General features: G+C 41.3%; 19 protein-coding genes. 14 read left to right on the top strand and 5 right to left on the bottom strand.

Features of this window, described 5'->3' with window-relative positions; all coding sequences use genetic code 11:
• Positions 1 to 28 precede the first annotated feature (28 nt).
• Positions 29 to 391, bottom strand: coding sequence for a SpoIIAA family protein (locus ACZ5A8_RS12935; protein ID WP_464529518.1), 363 nt, complete (start codon positions 389 to 391; stop codon positions 29 to 31).
• A 354-nt stretch (positions 392 to 745) separates the two neighbouring features.
• Here ACZ5A8_RS12935 and ACZ5A8_RS12930 point away from each other — a divergent pair, with 354 nt between their 5' ends.
• From ACZ5A8_RS12930 to ACZ5A8_RS12895, 8 genes are all read left to right on the top strand, one after another.
• Positions 746 to 1,732 (top strand): ATP-binding cassette domain-containing protein, encoded by a 987-nt coding sequence (locus tag ACZ5A8_RS12930; RefSeq protein ID WP_464534127.1) that lies wholly within the window; start codon positions 746 to 748, stop codon positions 1,730 to 1,732.
• A 3-nt stretch (positions 1,733 to 1,735) separates the two neighbouring features.
• Positions 1,736 to 2,572 (top strand): ABC transporter permease, encoded by an 837-nt coding sequence (locus ACZ5A8_RS12925; RefSeq protein ID WP_322222482.1) that lies wholly within the window; start codon positions 1,736 to 1,738, stop codon positions 2,570 to 2,572.
• Positions 2,573 to 2,639: 67 nt separating this feature from the next.
• Positions 2,640 to 2,900 (top strand): ubiquitin carboxyl-terminal hydrolase 14, encoded by a 261-nt coding sequence (locus ACZ5A8_RS12920; protein ID WP_464529516.1) that lies wholly within the window; start codon positions 2,640 to 2,642, stop codon positions 2,898 to 2,900.
• Between the two features lie 188 nt (positions 2,901 to 3,088).
• Positions 3,089 to 3,799: an SDR family NAD(P)-dependent oxidoreductase gene (locus ACZ5A8_RS12915; protein ID WP_464529514.1), complete on the top strand. Its 711-nt coding sequence runs from the start codon at positions 3,089 to 3,091 to the stop codon at positions 3,797 to 3,799.
• A gap of 265 nt (positions 3,800 to 4,064) precedes the next feature.
• On the top strand, positions 4,065 to 4,775 hold the full coding sequence (locus tag ACZ5A8_RS12910) for an SDR family NAD(P)-dependent oxidoreductase (protein WP_464529512.1): 711 nt from the start codon (positions 4,065 to 4,067) through the stop codon (positions 4,773 to 4,775).
• A 132-nt stretch (positions 4,776 to 4,907) separates the two neighbouring features.
• Positions 4,908 to 5,582, top strand: coding sequence for a phosphoribosyltransferase (locus ACZ5A8_RS12905; protein WP_464529510.1), 675 nt, complete (start codon positions 4,908 to 4,910; stop codon positions 5,580 to 5,582).
• Between the two features lie 1,015 nt (positions 5,583 to 6,597).
• Positions 6,598 to 7,626, top strand: a complete 1,029-nt coding sequence (locus ACZ5A8_RS12900; RefSeq protein WP_464529509.1) for an inorganic phosphate transporter — start codon at positions 6,598 to 6,600, stop codon at positions 7,624 to 7,626.
• A complete protein-coding gene (locus ACZ5A8_RS12895; protein WP_464529507.1) occupies positions 7,623 to 8,312 on the top strand; it encodes a TIGR00153 family protein in 690 nt (229 codons plus the stop codon). The genes ACZ5A8_RS12900 and ACZ5A8_RS12895 overlap by 4 nt, the downstream gene beginning before the upstream one ends.
• Before the next feature lie 565 nt (positions 8,313 to 8,877).
• Here the strand turns inward: ACZ5A8_RS12895 and ACZ5A8_RS12890 are convergent.
• The gene (locus tag ACZ5A8_RS12890; protein ID WP_464529506.1) at positions 8,878 to 9,189 is read right to left on the bottom strand and encodes a hypothetical protein; all 312 of its coding nucleotides are present in this window, start codon (positions 9,187 to 9,189) and stop codon (positions 8,878 to 8,880) included.
• Between the two features lie 351 nt (positions 9,190 to 9,540).
• Here ACZ5A8_RS12890 and ACZ5A8_RS12885 point away from each other — a divergent pair, with 351 nt between their 5' ends.
• The 3 genes from ACZ5A8_RS12885 to ACZ5A8_RS12875 all read left to right on the top strand — a co-directional run bounded on the left by ACZ5A8_RS12885 (position 9,541) and on the right by ACZ5A8_RS12875 (position 14,320).
• Entirely contained in the window at positions 9,541 to 10,983 is a 1,443-nt protein-coding gene (locus ACZ5A8_RS12885; protein WP_464529505.1) for an alpha/beta hydrolase family protein, read from the top strand.
• Positions 10,984 to 11,472: 489 nt separating this feature from the next.
• Positions 11,473 to 12,717, top strand: a complete 1,245-nt coding sequence (locus ACZ5A8_RS12880) for an IS110 family RNA-guided transposase (protein WP_464529342.1) — start codon at positions 11,473 to 11,475, stop codon at positions 12,715 to 12,717.
• 832 nt (positions 12,718 to 13,549) lie between these two features.
• A complete protein-coding gene (locus ACZ5A8_RS12875; RefSeq protein WP_464529503.1) occupies positions 13,550 to 14,320 on the top strand; it encodes a hypothetical protein in 771 nt (256 codons plus the stop codon).
• Positions 14,321 to 14,587: 267 nt separating this feature from the next.
• Here ACZ5A8_RS12875 and ACZ5A8_RS12870 read toward each other — a convergent pair whose 3' ends face one another.
• The gene (locus ACZ5A8_RS12870) at positions 14,588 to 14,749 is read right to left on the bottom strand and encodes a hypothetical protein (protein ID WP_464529502.1); all 162 of its coding nucleotides are present in this window, start codon (positions 14,747 to 14,749) and stop codon (positions 14,588 to 14,590) included.
• Between the two features lie 512 nt (positions 14,750 to 15,261).
• On the opposite strand from ACZ5A8_RS12870, the gene ACZ5A8_RS12865 reads away from it, so the two are divergent.
• Both ACZ5A8_RS12865 and ACZ5A8_RS12860 read left to right on the top strand, forming a co-directional pair.
• A complete protein-coding gene (locus ACZ5A8_RS12865; RefSeq protein WP_464529501.1) occupies positions 15,262 to 16,116 on the top strand; it encodes a MerR family transcriptional regulator in 855 nt (284 codons plus the stop codon).
• 878 nt (positions 16,117 to 16,994) lie between these two features.
• A complete protein-coding gene (locus tag ACZ5A8_RS12860) occupies positions 16,995 to 18,575 on the top strand; it encodes a PKD domain-containing protein (RefSeq protein WP_464529500.1) in 1,581 nt (526 codons plus the stop codon).
• 42 nt (positions 18,576 to 18,617) lie between these two features.
• Here ACZ5A8_RS12860 and ACZ5A8_RS12855 read toward each other — a convergent pair whose 3' ends face one another.
• Positions 18,618 to 18,815: a hypothetical protein gene (locus ACZ5A8_RS12855; protein ID WP_464529498.1), complete on the bottom strand. Its 198-nt coding sequence runs from the start codon at positions 18,813 to 18,815 to the stop codon at positions 18,618 to 18,620.
• Positions 18,816 to 19,430: 615 nt separating this feature from the next.
• Here ACZ5A8_RS12855 and ACZ5A8_RS12850 point away from each other — a divergent pair.
• Entirely contained in the window at positions 19,431 to 21,203 is a 1,773-nt protein-coding gene (locus ACZ5A8_RS12850) for a PKD domain-containing protein (RefSeq protein WP_464529497.1), read from the top strand.
• A gap of 139 nt (positions 21,204 to 21,342) precedes the next feature.
• Here ACZ5A8_RS12850 and ACZ5A8_RS12845 read toward each other — a convergent pair whose 3' ends face one another.
• Positions 21,343 to 22,194 carry a nicotianamine synthase family protein gene (locus tag ACZ5A8_RS12845; protein WP_464529496.1) on the bottom strand — a complete coding sequence of 284 codons (852 nt, stop codon included), beginning with the start codon at positions 22,192 to 22,194 and terminating at the stop codon, positions 21,343 to 21,345.
• Positions 22,195 to 22,818 lie beyond the last annotated feature (624 nt).

Genomic DNA, 22,818 nt, shown 5'->3' with positions numbered 1-22,818 from the left:
ATTTTTTTAATTATAATTATTATAGGTTTTATTCACTTATCCAGACCTTTGCTTCAGGAAGCTCTTCATTCCTGTAGGTTTTTATCGGGAATGGAACAATAAGTTTGAATAATTTTACGGCATTAATTATCCAGTCTACATTTGAGACAACTGCGATTTTTTCAAAATCTGTGAAATTCCGTATGCCAACCTTTGTATCCCCCATCATGGCGCTATCGGTAAACCCCTCGAATTCCTTGCCCAATTGATAAAGCATACGAATCTTCCCATATTTTTGCACTTTATCCTCAATAGCAGGGACTAATACCCTGTCATAGTCTTCTCCCGTTAACACCCCAGTTACAGTGACTGCTATGACGTTTTCCGGCAAACCCTGTATAATCTCTATCATTTTACTCCCCCTTTTCTGTTTTACTTCGTTTAATAACGCTATAAAACCAATCGAATTTATTGCCCCAAATGAATTTAAATTTTGACTCATAAACGGTGTGAAGTTAATGACGCACTCAAATTCTGGTGCCGAAATGTCAAATTCCTACCTGTCAAACTCTGATTGAACCTGGAGTGCTTTATCTTCTTCCGGATGAGTCTAACTCTTCAATAGACATATAAACAGTGAAAAACCTGTTCGTTGTGTTTAAATCCTGTTTTTAGTAAATATGAAAACAGTGCCCCTGCAGCAAAAAATCTATTTATCAATGAAGGTCTAATCCTTTTAAGGTAAAGGGGAAATGGGGTACTTGTTCTGGAAGAAGACGTCATAGAGGTAAATAACCTGGAGTATTTTTTCGGTGAAGTAAAGGCAGTCGATAATATCAGTTTCACAGTAAAGAAGGGAGAGATCTTCTCTTTCCTTGGACCCAACGGGGCCGGGAAAAGTACTGTGATCAATGTCCTTACTACCCTCCTGCCTATTCAGAAAGGGAATGCAAAGATTGCAGGACATGATTTGAAAAAAGAGCCTGAAAAGGTCAGGGAATCCATAGGGATTGTTTTTCAGGAGCTGACCCTTGACAGGGATATGACCGTGCGGGAGATTCTTGAATACCACGGCAGGCTCTATTCCATGCCAAAGGCTAAGAGACAGGAACGGATTGACGAACTGATCAGCCTGGTCGAGCTTGAAGGAAAGAGGGATACTCTTACCAAGCACCTGAGCGGGGGGATGAAGCGCAGGCTTGAGATTGCAAGAGGGCTTATGACGCGGCCGAAGGTGCTTTTTATGGACGAGCCGACAATCGGGCTTGACCCTCAGACCAGGATCAGGATCTGGGAATATGTAAGGGACATTAACCGTCAGGGAACAACCATTTTCCTGACCACGCATTACATGGACGAAGCCGACCAGCTAAGTGACAGGATCAGCATCGTAGACCACGGAAAAATAGTTGTTTCAGGCAGGTCCTGGGAGTTAAAAAATACGCTTGGTCAGGACCTTATCTACCTGGAAACAGGCGACAACTGGACAGCTGCAGAGCTATTAAAGGATCTCGATAGCGTAAAAGGGATTAAGGAAAAATCAAAAGGAATAATTGTCATGGTAAATGTGGACGGAACCTATCTGCTGCCTGAGATCATGGACAGGCTTCGAAGCGGAGGGGTCACAATCAGGGCAGTAAATCTCAAAAAACCGTCAATGGATGATGTTTTTGTCCATTATACCGGCAGGGAGTTAAGGGATAATGGGGCAGAAAAAGGTCCTGTTGTAATCCCTAGGGTCAGGAGGCGTTAAGAGGTGAACACCGGGTTTCTTACCATCTACTGGCGCGATATGCTCAGGTTTGTCCGGTTTCGGGCTTTGCTGTTTTCCTCACTTGTCCAGCCCGCACTCTGGCTTGCATTTTTCGGAATTGCTATGTCAAATAACTTTGAAAGGTTGACTGCAACCATGCCAGTCGCTCCCGATGTCAGGACTGTTGGTTACCTGACCTTTATAGGTGCAGGCGTTATTGCAATGACCACACTTTTTACGAGCCTGTTCGGGGGGACAGTGCTGCTCTTTGACAAAAACTGGGGGCTTATGCGGGAGACTCTCTCAAGCCCGCTTCCGAGAATCCATGTTATTATAGGGATAGGGCTGTCCGGCATGACCAAATCCTTTATCCAGGCAGCTGTGATCATGGGGTTCGGGCTTCTGCTCGGAGTTGAGTTTTTTGAGGGCTATACGCCGATACAGGTTGTTTACTCCCTGGTCGGAATCATGGTTTTTGTAGGCACATTCTCCCTCGGGTTTCTTTTCCTTTCGGCTGCAATAGCGATAACTATGGAAAGCCCGGAAGGGATGCAGGCAGTAATAACCCTGCTTACCATGCCCTTCTTTTTCACGAGTAACGCCCTTTATCCTGTAGACTCTTTCCCGCCTGTGCTCCGGGCTCTGTCCACGATCAACCCGCTCACGCATCTTGTCAGCGGCATCCGGTACTTTGCAATAGGAAGCGACTTTTCTGCAATTGGAATCCGCTATACTTACACGCAGGAAGAGATTCTTGTTTCCTATCTTGCCTTGCTGGCTTTTGCAGGAATAATGTTTTTTATCGCTAGGTGGAGATTTACCAAGGTTACCGTCACATAACTATTATGTGATCCACAAGTAAGTGTTACATGATCCGCATATTCAGAATAGAGAAAGGGGGAATTCCATGGTATGCACGCATAGGGATACGATAAAATTTGAGGATTTTGAACCGGGGTCAAAGGGTTGTGAAGAATGCCTGAAAAGCGGGGATAGATGGGTGCACCTGAGGATATGCCTGACCTGCGGGCACGTAGGCTGCTGTAACCAGTCAAAAAACAGGCATGCGACAAAGCATTTTGAAGAGACGGGGCACCCGGTTATTCAATCTTACCAGCCCGGAGAGGACTGGAAGTATTGTTATATAGACAATGAGTACCTGCAATAAAAGAGTCAAAATAAAGGGCACCTGTAGTAAGAACTTGAGAACTCAAAATGATAAAAATGACGGGAGGCTTAATTCTAATTAAAAAAACCTTTTTTCAGAAACTTAATTTCCAAAAATATATCCCTCCTCTTATCCCTTGATTTAATAAAAAAAGATTAGATAAAAATAGCTGAATAAAAGGGATACAAATGAGTTTAGCAGGTCAAACAGCCATTGTAACAGGAGGGAACAAAGGGATAGGAAGAGCTATCTGTTTCGCTCTGGCAAAAGAAGGAGCAAATATCATAATTGCTGCAAGGGATGAGAGTGAATCCAGAGAAACTCTGGATAGGTTAAAAGGCATGGGGAGCAAAGCATTTTCCATTCCGGTTGACGTGCGCAGCGAAGAAGATGTAAGGCGCCTGATCTCGAGGACTATTGATAAATGCGGCAGGCTTGATATTCTTGTTAATAATGCAGGAGTGGCATATAAAAGGCGGCTGGAAGAAACCACCCTGGAAGAGTACGATAAAACCATGGATACAAACTTGAGAGGTGTCTTCCTCTGCACAAAATATGCAATTCCCTATATCAGAAGAAGTAAGAACGGAAAGATCATTAATATCTCCTCAGTAGGAGGGCTGCACGGTATACCTGAATTTTCCGTATACTGCGGCTCGAAATTTGCTGTAAACGGCATAACCGAAGCAATTGCCTCCGAACTGGAAGGGGAAATAAAGGTTTACTCAATCTGCCCTGGCGCTGTGGATACGGATATGTATCGGTCAATCTATGCAAATACACCTGAACTCAAACCTGAGCATATTGCGCAAAAAGTTCTGGAGCTCGCCTCGCCTGATTCAAGAGTTGCATCCGGGAAGATTATTGAGTTAAGTGCTCCGCCTGCCCCTCAACTATAAGAGTTTAAAATGTAAAAGCAAAGTATAGAATTTGATTAAACGTACCGGACTTTGAATTCGGAATTCGAATTCGAAATCTTAACTTATCGAACTCTGAATAAATGTTATCTGAGGAACGCCCGTTTCTTTTTTAAGGGTTTTAAGGAGAGTTTTTTCAAGTTGATCTTCAACTCTCTGTTTTTAGCCTTATAAGAATTAGTTTTAGAAATATTATTTCCAAAAATGTATCCTTTATTTTGATAAATAATTAAATGAAGTGATTTTTATGAGATTGAGAGGTCAGACAGCCGTCGTGACCGGCGGGGGGAAAGGAATTGGAAGGGCGATATGCTTGGCACTCGCAAGAGAAGGGGCCGACATTGTAATTGCTTCAAGGACAGAAAAAGATATTCGGGAAACCGCCCGAATGGTTGAAAGAGAGGGTAGAAGAGCTCTTGCAGTAAGTACGGACATCCGAATAGAAGAGGATGTCAAAAACATGGTTTCAGATGCGGTAAGTGCCTTTGGAAGGGTTGATATTCTCGTAAACAATGCAGGAGTAGCATACCGGAAGTATATGGTAGATACATCAAGAGAAGAATATGAAAATATTATGGACACCAATGTAAAAGGCATGTTTTTTTGCACAAAATATGCTCTTCCCTATCTCCTTAAGAGGGGAGAAGGCAGGATAATAAACATATCTTCAGGCGCTGGAAAGCATGGGATACCCAAACTCTCTATATACTGCGCTTCGAAATTTGCTGTAATCGGTTTTACCGAGTCTATTGCTTACGAAATAGGAGGAGGCGTTCAGGTATATGCAGTCTGCCCTGCCAGTGTGGATACGGATATGTATCGCTCGCTGCACTCGGATGAGCCTGTCCTGAAACCAGAAGATGTTGCAAGGAAGGTACTTGAACTTTGTTTGCCAGAAACGACTCTCTCTTCAGGCTCTTCAATTGAGGTTTACAGATCTCCTCTTAAGGTTGTCTAATTCAGATCTTACTTTGCTGAAAATTCGTGCCTTATTTATTTTATTTTATTTTATTTTATTTTGTTGAAAATTCTGTTTTTGTTCTGTGAAAAGGGATGAAAAGAAGGACAATATTGAAATTAAGGTGGAATCATGTTCAAAAACCGTAAAGATGCAGGAGAAAAACTGGCTCAAGCTCTTGAAAGGTACAGGGTTGAAAACCCTCTTGTCCTTGCTATTCCGCGTGGAGGAGTGGAAGTGGGACTGCAGGTTTCAAGGAGTCTGGGAGCTGACTGTTCCCTCATAATTGCAAGGAAACTGCCTTTTCCTGATAATCCGGAAGCCGGATTCGGGGCAATTGCTGAGAATGGGAGCACCTTTATTTTTGAAAATGCCGGTTACTGGCTTGCCGGAGAGACCATCGATCAGATCAAACAGGAACAGATTGTCGAAATAGAACGGCGCGTAAATGCCCTGAGAGGGGGAAACCCCCTTCCTGACATTGCAGGAAGAACAGTGATCCTTATTGATGACGGGATTGCTATGGGCTCTACTATGAGGGCATGTATCGAACTCTGCAGAAAAAGAAAAGCAGGAAAAGTTGTGGTTGCCGTACCTGTAGCAGGAAGAGATGTAGCAGACTCGATAGCAAAAGAAGCCGATGAACTCGTTGTGCTCGAGATTCCTGTCCACTTCAGGGCTGTTGCTCAGGTTTATGAAAACTGGTATGATGTCTCGGATGAAGAGGTGCTTGACCTGCTCAGGGAAAGGATCAGGGAAAAAGAGCTGAAAGAACATGAGTTTGATCAGTCTGGACCAGGGACCTGAAAGAAATCCGGAATTATGAAGATATTGAATTAAAGGATCGAATTAAAGAGATCGAATTAAAGAGATTGAAGTAAAGAGATTGAAGTAAAGAGATTGAAGTGAAGAGATTGAAGTAAAGAGGCAAAATTAAAACACTAGGAAGCCAGATTAGAAATGTATAATATATCAGGAAATTCTTGGAGTTCCGTTACCAATTTCGTTATTCGTATGTTTTTATTTATCTAACTCGGGATAAGTATATGACCTGCCGAGTGATCACAGGGCTGATCTTAAAGACTGGTTCTGTTCTGGTAACAGGACTGGTCATAGATTGGTCATGGACTGGTCATACTAACTCTTTTTCACTGTTCTTCGAATGCCCGACAATTTGGTCAATATTCGGGAATGCTATTGCCAATCTGTGCCCTTAACTCGCTCCCGGGCAGATCTCCATGTTCCGGGCATTATATCATTATGGATCTTATCTGAAATTCAGGGAATAGCCAGCTAAATTAAAAGCTTTGTGTTATTTCTGAATACCGGAAAGTATTCCTGTCTGGAGAATTTACACTCATCACTCGACAGTAAATCCCCGGAAAATTCACAATTATCTGGCAGGGTCAGAAACCACTTAGGCTTTAAACCCGGGTGATCGTTACACTCTTTGTAAAAATGATGCCTCAGCCCGAAAGATCAATTTGCTTAAGAACGATTAATTTGATTAAATCGGACTCACGCGCTGTTATCCTAAATAAATTTAATGAAGGTCAAACACCTTCCAGAGGAATCTCTGCACTCGAAAAGAGGAATTAAAATATATTAAAAATAGATGTATATAGATCTATAGATTATATAGAGCGGCCTAAAATATATGGAAAACATAAAATATAATGAAATGGTCTGGAATACCATAAGAGACATGGATTTAAGGAGAACAGGTGGAGGCTCCATAAATCAAACATAAGTGGAAGAAATCTACAGCATTATCATAATTATAGCAGTTTTGGAGTTTAGAATCTCTGGAGTAAGGAAAAAAATGGATTTACTTGTCATAGCAATTATCCTTGCAGGCTTATACATGGCCTGGAACATAGGGGCAAACGACCTCGCAAATGCTATGGGGACTTCAGTAGGAACGGGTGCCCTAACAATCAAGCAGGTCATTGTCATTGCCGCTGTGTTTGAATTCCTGGGTGCCGTGTTCTTCGGAAAACGGGTTACCTCAACAATTGCAAAGGGGATCGTCCCTATTGATATGATCAGCAGCATTCACCCGGATATCGTGGTGTTGGGGATGCTGGCTGCAATTCTTGCCGCAAGTTTCTGGATAACACTCGCAACCTTTTACAACCTTCCCGTATCAACCAGCCATTCCATTGTTGGTTCTGTGCTCGGCTTCGGGCTGATCGCTGCTTATAACGGGACTATCTCTTTTTCTGACATTCACTGGGCTGTCCTTTTGAAAATCGTTGCCAGCTGGTTCATATCTCCGGCTCTTGGAGCTATTTTTGCATATCTGATTTTTTCTCTGATAAGGAGTCTTTACCTTCACAGAGCTTCAGATATGCCTGCCGTTGAGAAAAAATTCATATTCTTACAGCTCATTACTGCCTGTTATATCGCATTTGCGCACGGGTCAAACGATGTAGCAAACGCTATAGGTCCTCTCTCTGCCGCACTTAACGTGCTGGGGGTAACAGGGGCCGAAATCCCTATCTGGGTGCTTATAATGGGAGGCCTCGGCATGGTAATAGGCATGGCAACCTGGGGCTATAAAGTGGTCGAAACCATAGGGTCAAAGATCACGGAACTTACCCCAACTCGAGGCTTTTCCGCGCAGTTTGCAACCGCCTCGGTTGTTCTGCTCCACAGTTATAGCTCCCTTCCGATTTCGACTACTCATACCCTGGTAGGTTCGGTTATTGGTGTAGGGCTTGCAGGAGGGCTTGCAGCCGTTGACCTGAGCGTAATCTGGAGGATTATTTCTTCCTGGATAGCAACAGTCCCCATAGCTGCCCTTACATCGGCAATAATCTTTGTGGGGCTCGAGGTGATCTTTTTATGAAAGACTACATCCGTTCCGTACTCGACGTGGTCGCAGAATCTCCCTTCGTCCCCCTCGAAATGCATGCCAAAAAAGGTGTGCTTGCAGTCGAAAAACTTGCTGAAGCAATGGAAGCTTACTGTACAGGTAATCAGGCACTTCTTAATGAGCTAACTGATGAAATCGATACACTGGAACACGATGCCGACAAAATCAAACAGAAAATCAGGGCAAGTATACCCTCCTCCATCAGGCTGCCCGTGAACAAAAAGGACCTCCTTTCTTTCCTCAAACAGCAGGACTCTATCGCCGACTTTGCTCAGGCTTCAGCCTACTGGATGACTTTGCGTCCCTGCAAAGACCTTCCTGATGAAATCAAAGAAGGTTTTCTGGAACTCATGGCAACCTCCCTTAAAACAGCCCGGATGTATGACCAGCTCGTGGGTGAACTTTACAAGCTGCTTACAACGTCTTTCAGCAAGGAAGAAATCAAAGAAACAATGCAGATCATCCCTGAGGTCGAAAGGCTGGAACATGATGTGGATGTACTTGAAACAGCCCTCTTGAAAAAGATCTTCGAACATGAAGAGGCTATTGGAGGAGCAGGAGTCTGCCACCTTATGGGGCTTGTCGAAAGGATAGGAGGCATCGCCGATAAGTCTGCGAGTGCGGCTGACCGCCTGAGATCTATGATCGTCAGAAGGTAATCGCTTTTTTATTTCATCTTTCTTTTTTACTTCATATTTCTTTCGAGCTATGAAGATCCTTTTTGATCAGTTTGCCGCTTTATTCCAGGGTTCAGAGAATAAATTTTTCAGTTTTCTATTCCTGTACCACGCTGGGCAGGATCTGACTGTCATGAAGGCCGAAAATAGAACCTGCAAACCAGTACCTCTATTAAGAGAAAGAAAAACAATAAAAACACCATCTGGCTTGAGGTAATATTTTTCTTAGCTTCGGAAATCGTTTTTCAGGAAGGACAATGAAGAAGCTTTGAAGAGCAAAAAAGCAACAAAGGTAGGCTTGTAAATGAATATTTTTCAGGTAAAATTAAGTTTTATTTTGTTTGTACTTTGCCAGTTTTTATGCTGCTTCTGATTATTGTCTATTTTTCTACCGCATTTATTTCTTGTATCTCTTTTCTTATACCTTTTTTCTCTTCTTTCTCTCTTCTTATAACTTTTTTTGGGAAAGGCTGCTCTCCTTCGTCGAGTGTGACAGGAATGATTTAAAACCGCAAGTGAAGCTGTACTGGTTAGAAATACTTGCGATTCAGTCCTCCTGAGCAAAGATAACTGCTGTTAATCTATAAATTAGTCTATAAATTAGTCCTCTTGAGCGCAGCGAAAAGGACCGCGTACTCCCGAGTCGCAATTCGGGCGAGTCGCAATTCGGGCGGCTGATAATTACGGCTGCAGCAAGAACAAGCAGGCATCCGGTAAGTGTGCCTGTTGAAAGAGCAACTCCAAGAAAGACGAGATCAAAAAAGACGCCTGCAACCGGCTCGATCAAAGCAAGCAGGCTCCCTGTCTGAGATTGAAGGTTTGCAAATCCAATGGTCGTCAGAACTCCTCCTATTCCCACGGAAATTTTCGTTCTTTTTTCTCAATCAGCTGGAGAGAACGATATCTAATAGGTAATAAATTAAATGAGGAAGATTTAAAGATATAAGAAAGAAAAAGATTACTAGAAAGAAAAACAGGTACTGTAAAGAATTAGTGCTGTGAAAATTAGTACTATGAAGATTAGTACTGTAAAAATGAATCTGTGAACATGAGTACTGTAAAAATGAATATTGTGAAAATGAGTACTGTAAAAAACAGAATGTACCTGTCACCCTCACACAAAAATTTATTCCTTAATTATGAATCTACTTAGAGAACGGATAGGTCAGGTCTTTTTATGGATAAAAAAATTGTAATTTGTTTGTTTTTATTGGCTATTATTGCAGCTGGTTCCGGATGTATCTCCCAGCCGGCTGCATCTGATGGAGACATTGAAAACAGTGCAGATATCGAAGAGATAGAAGGCCTCTGGCTCGGAACCCTTCAGGTTCAGGGCGGAGCGGAATTAAGAATTTTATTCAACATTTCCACCAGACCTGACGGCTCCGTTAATGTGACAATGGACAGCCTTGATCAGCGAGCAAAAGGAATACCGGTAGAAGTTGTCACGTATAAGGAGAGTAAGCTGCATCTGGGAGTGAAATCCGTACCGGGTACTTTTGACGGGACGCTTAAAGAGGACGGCAAAACAATCGAAGGTGAGTGGAAACAATCCGGATTAACTCTCCCGCTTGTGCTCAATATCATTGATGAGACTCCTGAAATTCGTAGAGAACAGGACCCTGTAAAACCCTATCCTTACGATGAAGAAGAGATTGTTTATGAGAATGAAGAGTCAGGAGTAAAGCTTGCAGGCACATTAACCATTCCGCGTTCAGAAGGACCTTTCCCGGCAGTAATTCTCATAACCGGCTCAGGCCAGCAAAACCGTGATGAGGAAATTCTGGGTCACCGTCCGTTCCTTGTACTTTCGGATTATTTGACACGCAGGGGGATTGCTGTTCTGCGGGTCGATGACCGGGGCATCGGGGGGTCAACCGGAAACTTCTCGCAGGCCACTACCGAGGATTTCGCAGGAGACGTGCTTGCCGGAATAGAATATCTGAAAAGCCGCGAAGAGATAGATCCGACCCGGGTCGGGCTGATAGGGCATAGTGAAGGTGGTTTGATTGCCCCGCTTGTAGCAGTGGAGTCACTTGATGTCGCATTCATTGTGATGATGGCAGGCCCTGGCCTTACAGGGGAAGAAATTCTATACCTCCAGAGTGACCTGATTGCCAGGGCAGAAGGGGCAGATAATGAGACTATCGCCCGGAATGATGCTCTTATGAAAAGCATGTATTCTGTGGTAAAAGAGGAACAAAACAACACAATTGCCGCGGAAAAACTTCGCAAGCTTCTAACAGACGAGCTGGCAAACATGAGCGAAGAAGAAAGACAGAATTCCGGCTACTCTGAAGCTTCCCTTGACGCTCAGGTCCAGGCACTTTTGTCGCCGTGGATGCGTCATTTCCTGACATACGATCCCGGACCGACATTGATGGAGGTTAAATGCCCTGTACTGGCAATAAATGGCGAAAAAGACCTTCAGGTGCCTCCTGAAGAAAACCTGCAGGCAATCGAGGAAGCACTTAAAGCAGGAGGTAACGAGGACTATACTGTAAAAGAGCTGTCAGGGCTCAATCATTTATTCCAGACCGCTCAAACCGGATCCCCATCTGAGTATGCAAAGATTGAAGAGACTATTTCTCCTGCCGCTTTGGAACTGATAGGGGGCTGGATTTTGGAGCGGACACACGAAATGGAAGATTAAGCAGTGAAATATTAAGTATCCAGGAGGGAAAGAAGGCTATGCTGCCCGAGCTTCGCTTCGGGATCACAGGAAATCGAAGATTTTCTGGGAGTTGCACTGCAAGTGCAACAGCACGAGGTCTTTTTCGCCCCGAGTTTCGCTTCGCTCAAGAGGACTAATTGCAAATGATTCTAACCCTTACAACCATGTTCGCTATTTTAAGTCGTTCCTGCACGCTCGACGAAGGAGAGCGGTCTTACAAAAAAAACGCACATGATATTCTTCGAATAACATGCCCAAAAAGATGAAAGTCCTTTTATACCTAACTTTTTTGTTTATTAACTCCATCATTACCTTAGGACAGTAAGGTTGTCTTTTCTTTGGTTCTGTGAAACCGTCAAAAAACTAATCAGCGAATTGCCATCGAAGGCCCAGATGTGACTTTGATCACGGATGCCAAATTGCCTTTGAGGCAATTCCACTGTCCTTGAAATGATGGAGTAATGTAAATTGGAAGGAGAAATAAACAAATCTTGTGGTTTAGACATTCACAAACATTTTGTCATTGCTACTATTCTCAGCAGATCCGGTGAAAAACAGCTACAACGTTTTGATAGAGATGATGATGGAATTTTAAACCTTAAAAATTGGGTGACATCAGAAGAATGTGATGTTGTTGCCTGTGAATCAACAAGTGACTTCTGGGTTCCGATTTATGAGTCATTGATAGATCATTTGCCTGTTATAGTTGGAAATGCGCGAGATATGAAAGCATTTACACATAAAAAGACCGATAAGATAGATTCGGAAGTCATTGCACAACTTGCATTGAATAAAATGATTCAACCGTCAAGAGTTTTTCCTAAAAAGCACAGGGAATTCAGGTCGTATGTCAGGCTCAGGTTAACTCTTGTAAGAAAAAGGACAGATATAAAAAATGAAGCTCATGCTATTCTTTCTTCTGAAATGTTACATCTAGGTGATGTGCTAACAGACATTTTCGGAAAAAATGGAAGAGCAATTCTATCAGGAATTTCTTCAGGAAAAAATATTGATCAGATTATAGAATCACTTTCTCCAAATGTTCGGAAGAAAGCTGGTCAGATAAGAGAGATTCTGAACAGAGAAATATCTCAGAGTGCTGCAATAAGGCTTCAGATGTGCCTGAACATTATAAAACATCTGGATGAAGAAATCGAAATTCTGGAAAGAGAAATTTTCAATTACGCTTATAGAAATCATAAACATGAAATGGAAATTTTAATGTCAGTCCCTGGGATTGGAGAACTGAGTGCGGCAACTTTAATTGCTGAGATAGGAAACTTCAAAGACTTTTCTTCAGGGGATAAACTTGCTTCATGGCTTGGGATAGTTCCGAATGTGTATCAATCTGCAGATAAATACCATAATGGAAGAATCACAAAGAGAGGATCAAAAGTAGCAAGGTGGATTCTGACACAGATTGCTCAAGCAGCAGCAAGAAAGAAGAATAGCAGGTTAAAAGAGTTTTTTAACAGAAAAAAGAAGTCAATTGGATATGCAAAGGCGATTATTGCCCTGGCAAGGAAAATTGCAACGATAATATGGCATCTTATCACAAGTGATGAGATGTATGAAGATGAGACAGGGTATGAAAAGGGAGAAGTTCAAAAGAGAAAGATTGTTGAAACTGAAATATTTTCGGCTGATGAACGGATCAAAATAATTAGTGGAATATTCGCAATTATGGGAAAAGAAGACAGAGAGAGTACGTGAGGAAGATATCCTCATGTACTTTCATGCCAAGAAGAGAAGAAGCAAGATTTGTTAATTATAGTAGAAAAACCGGCAAGGGTGCAACCAAAACAGAAGTAAACACTATCCTAAAAATACTCTTTTTCAAGTCTTTTTTATTTTTTATTTCTCTTTTATTTCTGTTTTTCCATTTCGATTCTGAATAATATCCACCGATTATATCCACCGGTTGATCAGAAACTGCCTGCCTGTAAAAACAAAATAAACACGCAGGCAGTATCCCTGACTGAAAAAAATAAGAATTTTCTAGACCTGACAAGGGACACACACCCTGATCTGTTTAAATATTTGTCAGTCTCAATGATGAGCTGAAAGCAAATTTTAAAGGTAGTAGATAGTACACGATTATGGAAGGTGGTGTAGATATGAGAAGTATAGGACTCGAAAAAACTCGGACAGCAGAATGCGGCATTCTGAAATACAGGCTGCGAATGTTATTTTCTCCTGAAGCCGGCAGGTCTGCACTGCTTGAAAATTAAAAGGCTTTAAGAGTTCTGGTCTGCAAAAAGGACCATTTAGAGAAGGCACTCTCTAATCTAAAAGAGTCTCTGAAGAGGTTAAGTGGCACGCACTCTCGAAAAGACCTGTATTTGAATTTTAACTGGTGAAAGGTATAGATAAACGCATTTATGACTTCATAACCTTTTAAAAAATAAGATAAAGGTTTATAAAGCTTTAAATTTATTTTTCCGTTTTTATTTTAACTTAAAGAAATAAGTATTTTTATATGTTCATTTTCCCAGTGGGTGTTGAACGTGTATTCTTAGATCAAAAATAAAATAGGAGGAAAAAAATGAATTTTAATGCAAAGTCTATTTCTAAAGTTATGGCATCTGTCTCTGTTGTGCTGATGCTGCTGGCTTTACTTCCTGCAGGAGTATCTGCAGCTTCAACATGTAACCAGACAGACAGTAGCCAGGCAACGTGTGACCAAACAACCGGTGAGCAGGCGACATGTGATGGAGACTGCGGCCAGACAGACTGTAACGAAACCTCCTGTGACGGAACTTCATGTGATGAGGTCTCCTGTAATGGAACCTCGTGCGACGGGACTTCGTGTGAAGAAACCTGCTGCAACGGAACATGCTGTGATGGAATTGCATGTGACGAAGGATGTAACCAGGAAAACTGTAACAGCGACTGTAATAAGACCTGCTGTGATGAAACTTCCTGTGATGGAATTTCCTGTGGCGAAGACTGCTGTGATGGTATATGCGGGGAGACTTGCTGTGTCGGACCCTGCAGTGAAGCAAATTGTGACGGTGAATGTGACCAGGCAACCTGTGATGCTTGCTATGACGGAGCCTGTGGTAATGGGACCTGCTGTGAAGAGCCCTGTGCCCAATCCGGCTGTGAAAGCGACTGTGAACAGGTCAGCTGCAATGGAACCGGGTGCAATATCACCTGTGAACAGATTGCTTTTGATGGTAGCTGTGATATGGAATACCTTAAAAATGGAGCATATACCCTGCCTGTGACCCAGGGTAACTGCGGCTTCAATTGCTCACAGATGGAGAGCGTTGAAGGAGTCTGCCCTATTCAGACTTCATCTGCCTGCAAATGAAAGTCCTTACAGGCTTCATCAGCTAAATAATAAAAATAAGAATTTCGAATGCTTCTAAATCCAGTTATAATCCAGTTATTTACAAATAAATGGGTATTAACAATCGATCGAGAAGATGTCGAAATCTTTTTAATTTCTTTTTTTGCATAGGCGAAATGAGATTTTGTAGACAATGAGATTTTGCAGACAATGAGATTTTTACTGATCTTTTACAGGTCTCCGGTCAGGTGAGGAGAAAGTTCCTGATAAGGAGTTACTTCGCGTAGTTTACATCTGTCGATTATTACTCTCAATTGCTATCTGCTGACTGTTATTCTCAAGTCTGCCTCCAAGCTCCGCTTTACCAAGCTCTGTCATCTTCTGCGTCCGGACGTCAACCCGGTCGGCTTCGAAGGTAAGGCTTATTCTCCAATGGTTTATGTTTCCCACTTCGTCCAGATAAATAACAAAAATATTGTCCGACTCCCATGATCCTGTCGCTGCTGCAAGGCTAAAACTTCCGGAAGAGATCAGGGATATATTATCCAGATCCAGGAGGTACTCTTACTCCTGATTTTCAGGCAGGCCCAGGATAAGTAGAGCCTCTCTATTCTCTTCTTCAAATGTTAAAGGAAATACTGGATTCCCGCGGGATTGGGGTCGAGAATATACGTTTTACCTGCTATCTCTTTTGCTGTTCCCGGCAGTTGCGAGCAGAAACATTAAAACACCAGAAATCCGACAAACTTCGAATTTTTTGTATGTCTTATAACTTCTATCCTCAATAACCCGATACTTACATTTTTTCCCGTAAGAATAGAGATAATATTCCTCGAATTTTTATGACATATAATTCATTTTGTGATATGATTAAATTCATTTTACTCCTAAAAACCAAACCTTTACCTGGGGAAAAGTAAGGCAGTTTATCTAATTTCAGGACAATTAACGGGTTGAGCAAGATGTCAGTCGATCAGATCCCAATCGGTAAATTCTCCCTTATGACCCGTCTCTCCCATAAAGCTCTAAGGCTCTATGACAGAAAAGGATTGATTGTTCCTGAGGTAAAGGATAACTTTACAGGCTACCGTTACTATACGGTTCCCCAGATTGAGCAGGGAATGAAGATCAAAACTTTTACTTTCCTGGGATTTTCTCTGGAGGAGGTTTCCATGCTTCTGGACGCAGAAAGCGCAGGAAATTATGAGATCATTGAGGCCTGTTTCAGGAGGAGGCTTGAGGAAGTCCGGCTGGAGGTCGGGCAGCTGCAAAGGATCGAGGGCATTTTACAGGGTGCCTGCAAACATAGTGGAAAAGTTATGGAGATATTCAAAATGTCAGTTACAGAACCCGTTATCAAAGAGATTCCAGAGCTGCGAGTATTGAGCAAGCGTGAAAAAGGGACCTTCGCATTAACTATTGGAAAGCTAATTGGTGAAATATGTGCATGCGTCAGCAGCCCTGAAAACCAGCGGAACCGTGTGAAAACTACAGGCCCGATTATGTTCCTCTGCCACGACGAGGAATACAAAGAAACAGGTGCGGATATAGAGATCGCACTTCCTATTTCAGGAAGGCTGTCGGTAGAAGATCCCAGGATGGAGATAAAAACACTCCCTGCGATAAGGGCTGTTTCCGTTATCTATCGAGGCCCATTCCACGGAGTTGAAGCAGGCTATAACAGAATCTTCTCCTATGCGGAAGAAAACAATATGGAGACATTTATCCCGAGCAGGGAGCTGTACTTTAATGACCCTGCTGAAGTCCCGGAAGAAGAACTCATGACTGAAGTTCAAATTCAGGTCAGGAAGAGGTAATTTGGTCGTTGCTCCAGATATTGCTCCAGAAATCTGGAGCAGTTCTTTTTTCAAGAGAGATTTTTTCAAGAGAGATTTTTTCAAGAGAGATTATGGCTGCGTAATAAGTAGGATCTTATCCATTACTAACTAAAAACAATACAGTGATGCAGCTATCAAGGATAGTAAAACCAGAGTTATGAATAGAATTCTATCTGTTACCTGGCCAGTTCGGGAATTCAAGATTAGTTTCTTTAACCTCATATTCAGGATGTTCCATAAGACTCTGGATTACAGAATCAGCAATCATAAAATCAGTTCTGAGAAGTTACAATGATTAAAAAATAAGATTTATCCGGGAACCAGTTTACCAATAAGTTAAGGAATAGGTTCTATGTCTGGTAAGAAAAATGCTACCTTCTATAGAATTTACAAAGTTTTGAAATTTATATCTAGCCCGCCCGATATATGTTATTCAAAACTATATGCATTTTTATTTTATTTTTATATTAAAAAGTAAGATTATATTTTTGTATATTTTTATTTAAAGTAAAAGGAACTTTTACATATCTTATTATCGGAAGATATTTTTCAGTAACTAGCCTAGAAAATTTCGAACTTTTATTTTTATAAACTTCTGAATTATAGTTCTTTCATAGTTATATTCTCTGAAAATTAATACATTGTCGATACAATTTGAAATCACTTTCACTGACATATAAATAATAATAGAATTTTGCCAATTAATGATAGAATTTTACCAATAATACTATTCTCTCATAAACAGTGTGGAATTAACTGGTAAAATAACATCTATCCGGCGAATCTATTGAAGGGAAGTGGATCGAAGAACCAGACCGAGTTGTATCAAATTGAGCAAAAATCTGGAGTGGACATAAATGGGGAAACGAGCATTTGAGGGGACACAAAAAATACTGTGTATTTTCACGATAATCTTTTTTGTAGTATCAATAACAGCTGCTTCGGTAAACGCAACGAATGAGGAAATGTCAGGCGAAGCATCACCATCAGGCAACGTAACAGAACCTGAAGAAATACAACCAGCAGTAACAGAGCCCACGGAAACTGAACTTGCCGAAACAGAACCCGCTGAGACAGAACCTACCGAAATAGAACCAGTAGAAACGGAACCTGCAGAGACAGATCCTCTTGAAACAGAGCTTAATATAACAGAACCTGCTGTAACAGAGCCAGTTGAGATAGAGCCCGATATAACAGAGCCTGCAGTAACAGAACTTATCGAAATAGAGTCTCTGGGAATAGAGCCTAATATAACAGTGCCTGCAGAAGCAGGAATTAACATAACAGAGAATGAAGAAATACCTATTCTCTTAATACCACCAACAGCCGGAGCAAGCGACAATATCTCTGTAATTGACGACGCCGCAAACATTACAGCTACTGTGGATTTAGGAGACAATCCTGGAGCAGTTGCAGTCAGCCCTAATGGAACAAACATATATGTAACAAATGTTGTCAACAATACCGTTTCTGTAATTAATACGGTTACAAACAATGTTATAACTACCGTGGATGTTGGAAATTATCCTGCTGGAATTGCAGTCAATCCAAATGGAACACAGGTATATGTGGCAAACGTTTACAGCAATACTTTGTCTATAATTGATACGATTACAAACAACGTTATAGCTACAGTTAATGTTGGAGATTATCCGACTGGAGTTACAGTCTCCCCGGACGGGACAAAAGTATATGTGACCAATGTTTACAACAACTATGTTACTATAGTTAATACGGTTACAAACAACGTTATAACCACAGTTAATGTTGGAGATTATCCTGCTGGAATTGTAACTGCGGGACCAAACATATATGTTGCGAATGTTTTCAGCGACACGATTTCCGTGATTAATGCGGCTACAAATACTGTTATAGCGACAGTTAATGTTGGAGACTATCCTGCTGGAATTGCGGCCTCCCCGGACGGGACTAAGGTATATGTGACGAACCTTTACAGTAATACTGTTTCTGTAATTAACACGGTTACAAACAATGTTATAACTACAGTTAATGTAGGGAAGTATCCTGCAGGAGTTGCAGTAGATGGAAAAAATGTACATGTGACAGATATCTACGGTAAAACTGTCTCTATAATTGATATGGACACAAATTCCGTGATATCTACTAAACCTGCAAAAAGCGTTCCCGTCACTTCCGGGAAATGTGCCTGTCCTCTCCCGGTAATAAAACCGGCACCTCCTGTTGCGGACTTCAGTGGCGACCTTGTCCTGGCAGTGCAGTTCAAAGATCAATCGAAAAATGCAACCAAGTGGAGATGGGACTTTGGAGACGGAACGAAGTCGACTGATAGGAACCCTCTACACGTATACGAAAAACCAGGCAAATACAAAGTTAAGCTGACCGTATACAATGCAAAGGGTACAGATTCAAAATTTGGCATAATCAATGTTTGTAACTATATTAACTGCGCCAGGTAACTGAACAGCACCGGATTAATTGAACCGTGCCAGGCAGCACAATCAAGCCATAAGCCACTGGATTTCGGAAGAATATCCATACTTGAGATTCAGGTTCAGGTTCCGGTAAGGCAAGAATAATTGATTTGTAGCATTTTCGTACAGAACTCTACATGTATAGCTCCAGAAGTCTGGAGTAGTTCTCTTTTTTACCAGAAGCTTGACTGCGGTATATTTTTTCCAATTTGTGCTACTTTTCAATGTTCAATCTAAAATACAATTGTTAAAGTAAAAGTTAGATAGTAGTCAAAAATTATTGATCAAAATCATAAAAGGCTGCTTTAACTTTTTCCGAATTTAAAAAATGTATTATAAGTATCAAAGCTAAGGAATAGATACCATTCTTGATAAGAAAAAGACTAGTTTCCATAAGATGTATGAAGATATGAAACTAATCTGTATGTTCGCCCAATATATTTTATTCAAGACAATATGAACTTCCGGTCTCTTTTCACATTCGGTTAACGGATTATGTTTTGTTGACCCTTTTTTGAGGTCAGGAAATGCGTTAAAAAAATAGCTTCTTGACATATATTTATAGGGACTAGACGATCTACTTCAAAGCTTTTATTATTATAATATACTTATTTATATTTCTCTAATTATTATATCAGATCAATATAATCTTTCCCTGATACAATTTGAAGGCACTTCAATGGCTATGCTAATTGTATAAAACTTTGATGATAATTTTTAAAAATTAGTATGGGCGACGGATTGTAATAAATATTTTCCAGTAGATCTGTCGAACGGGAGTGGGGTAAAAAACCAGGTCAAAATTGTATCAAACTTAACAAAATCTGGAGTGTATAACAAATGGGGAAACAAAAATCTGACCGAACACAAAAGATATTAAGTATTTTCACGGTGATTTTTTTTTTAATATCAATAACTGCTGCGTCAGTAAGCGCACAGAATGGGGAAACGTTATTACCAATAGATCCAGGGACTAATGAAACAGAAGAAGTAACAGAGCCTACTGAAGAAGTAACAGAACCTACTGAAGAAGTAACGGAACCTACTGAAGAGGTAACGGAACCTACTGAAGAAGTAACGGAACCTACTGAAGAAGTAACAGAACCTACTGAAGAGGTAACGGAACCTACTGAAGAAGTAACAGAGCCTACTGAAGAGGTAACAGAACCTACTGAAGAGGTAACGGAACCTACTGAAGAAGTAACAGAACCTACTGAAGAGGTAACGGAACCCACTGAAGAAGTAACAGAGCCTACTGAAGAGGTAACAGAACCTACTGAAGAGGTAACGGAACCTACTGAAGAGGTAACAGAGCCTACCGGAGAAGTAACAGAGCCTACCGGAGAAGTAACAGAGCCTATTGAAACAATACCACAGGAGGATATAATAGTATCAGGGGATAGTATAACAGTACCAGAGGATGTTGTAACAGTACCAGAGGAGGATGTAACAGTACCAGAAATCATATCACCAGCAGTGGAAACGAATGGTACTTTCACTATAGTTAACGAAGATAATACTACATCCACATTGGAATTAGGCTCCGATATTGGAGGAGTTGCGGTCAGTCCAAATGGAACATATGCATATGTGACTAACATTAACAACAATACTGTCTCTGTGATTAACACAATAAACAACAGTGTTGAAGCCACAATCAACGTTGGAAATTATCCTTCTGGAATTGCATTTGCAGGAGAAAAGGCATATGTGACCAATGTTAATAGTAACACGGTCACTGTAATTAACACGATAAATAACAACGTTATAGGCACGATTAATGTTGGAAAGAGTCCTGGTGCTATTGCAGTCGCAGGAGATAAGGCATATGTGACTAACGTTAACAGCAATACTGTCTCTGTAATTAATACAATAAATAACAACATTATAAGCACAATTAATGTTGGGGAGCGCCCTGCCGGAATTGCAGTCGCAGGAGAAAAGGCATTTGTGACTAATGCTAATAGCAATACTGTCACTGTAATTAACACAATAAATAACAACATTATAGGCACGATTAATGTTGGAAGCTATCCTACTGGAATTGCAGTCGCAGGAGAAAAGGCATTTGTTTGTAACGCAAACAGCAACACTGTCACTGTAATTAACACGATAAACAACAACATTATAGGCACAATTAATGTTGGAGAATATCCTGCTGCAATTTCAGTAATAGGAAATGAAGCACATGTGACTAATCTTAACAGCAACACAATCACTGTAATTAACACGATAAACAACAACATCATATCAACGGCGCCTACAAGGAGCATTCTTGTTCCTCCATCTGGACATTGTGTGTGTGTTATTCCAGTACAAAAGCCACCATGTCCGACCTGTCCATGTCCTACATGTCCTACAGTACCAAAATGTCCTGCTGCAAACTTCACTAGCAGTCTCGTTCTGGTGGTAAAGTTTACGGACCTATCAAAAGATGCGAATAAATGGTACTGGACCTTTGGAGACGGGACAAACTCAACTGAGCAGAACCCTATACACGTATATAATAAACCCGGAAATTACAGAGTTAACCTGACCATAAGCAACAATAACTGTACAGTTATGAAAAGTAATGTAGTCAACGTCTGTAGCAACACTACCACCACAAGATAAAAGAATACCAAATGCCAGATAATGAAACAAAAACAGGTAACATATCGAGTACTATCAATCACCGAATTTCGGAGAATATATCATAATCGAAATCAAATTCGAAAAAATACATTTGTAATGCTCCAGAAACCTGGAGCAATTATTTCTTTTTTTCCAGAAACACAACCGTGTTATAAGCAGGAGGTTCAGGCTGGATTCTCTGTTCCTTAAAGCCTTCAGGAAAATCAGGTAGAAAATCTCTATTCAGCAGTTTCATTAATCCTTTCTCATAAATTCTATACGAAATCCTGCACCCAACAGGTATCACTTTCAACAGGTGATTAAGAATTTCTTTTTTCGGTTCGGCCTGGGCAGCTATCATAATGGCTCCGGTTCCTGAGTCAGGGTTTATGAGATCTTCTTTACTCAATGAAAAATGGTTTCCATTGAGTATACCGATATCTCCGTAAACTTCAAGCTTTTTAAGTACCTCTTTAGAGAGATTTGCTCTCACAGGATCCTGTTCTATCCCTGTGCTCTTTACCCCATGCTGCTTTAGAAAAACGATCAGGGTTAGGGGAAGGGGTCCGCTCCCGAGAAAAAGGACTCTATCTCCCTGTTTGAGCCCGAGACCCTCGTATTCCGTTCTGACCAGTTTGAGATAATTCCCGTAGAAGGGAAACTCTTCAAGGACTTTCCAGGGCGATTTACTCGCAAGGATATTGTCTGCATACCCGGTTTCAAGCCTTATAGTATAGAGGTTTCTAAACCTGTAAATGGAGATAAAAATCGGTTCAAGTTCCCGGTTGTCCAAAAGGTCCTGGACTGTATTATCTTTGAGATCCAGCGTAATAAGGGAATTTAACCTCTGAAAAAGTGACTCATATAGATCGGAAGAACCGTAAAGAACTTCTTTTTCAGGTAGATCCTTTATTTCCTCATACAGCTTGAGAATTTCCCCGAGAATGAACCCGGATGAAAGTTTAACACTTTCGCTAACCTCTCCAACCATACCTAATCCCCAAAGAATAGTACGATGCCTTTGAATATATTCCTGTTGAGGATTTCTGGGGCTTGAAACCTGAAAAACCACGGTTTATAAGTTTCGATTTGCTGTTTTCCGATTTGATTCTCCGGCCTCTTTTACTTTCTGGCTTTCATGCTGGCTTTTCTTTTCTTACGGGAAAGGCCGCTCTCCTTCGTCGAGCGTGACAAGAACGGCCCGATATGGCGAGTAATGTTGTACGGGTTAAAGACCTTATAAGTTAGTCATCTGACCGAGGCTTGATGCTGCCAACCCATAAATTGGTCCTCTTGAGCGCAGCGAAAAGGGCAGCGCACTGCAGAGCCGCAACTCTGCTGAAACAGACCTCGTGCTATTGTACTGGCAGTGCAACCTGAAAAATCCCTGATTTTCTATGATCCCGAAGCGAAACTCAGGAGAAGAAGCATTAGGAAAAAGCTCTCGCCGCAGTTTGTTATTTTTTTCTTTTATCTATCATAGAAGGAAATCAAGCAGCCCGCAACGACAGAAGCAGTTATAGAGGAAAATACTTACGATGTTTAAAAGAATGCAAGCCAATTAACCCGGAGGCACACGGTATAAAAAACTCAAGAAGTGTAAAATGAGCGTACA

The sequence above is a fragment of the Methanosarcina subterranea genome, assembly GCF_055385895.1.
This window is presented reverse-complemented; position numbering and strand designations above follow the sequence as displayed.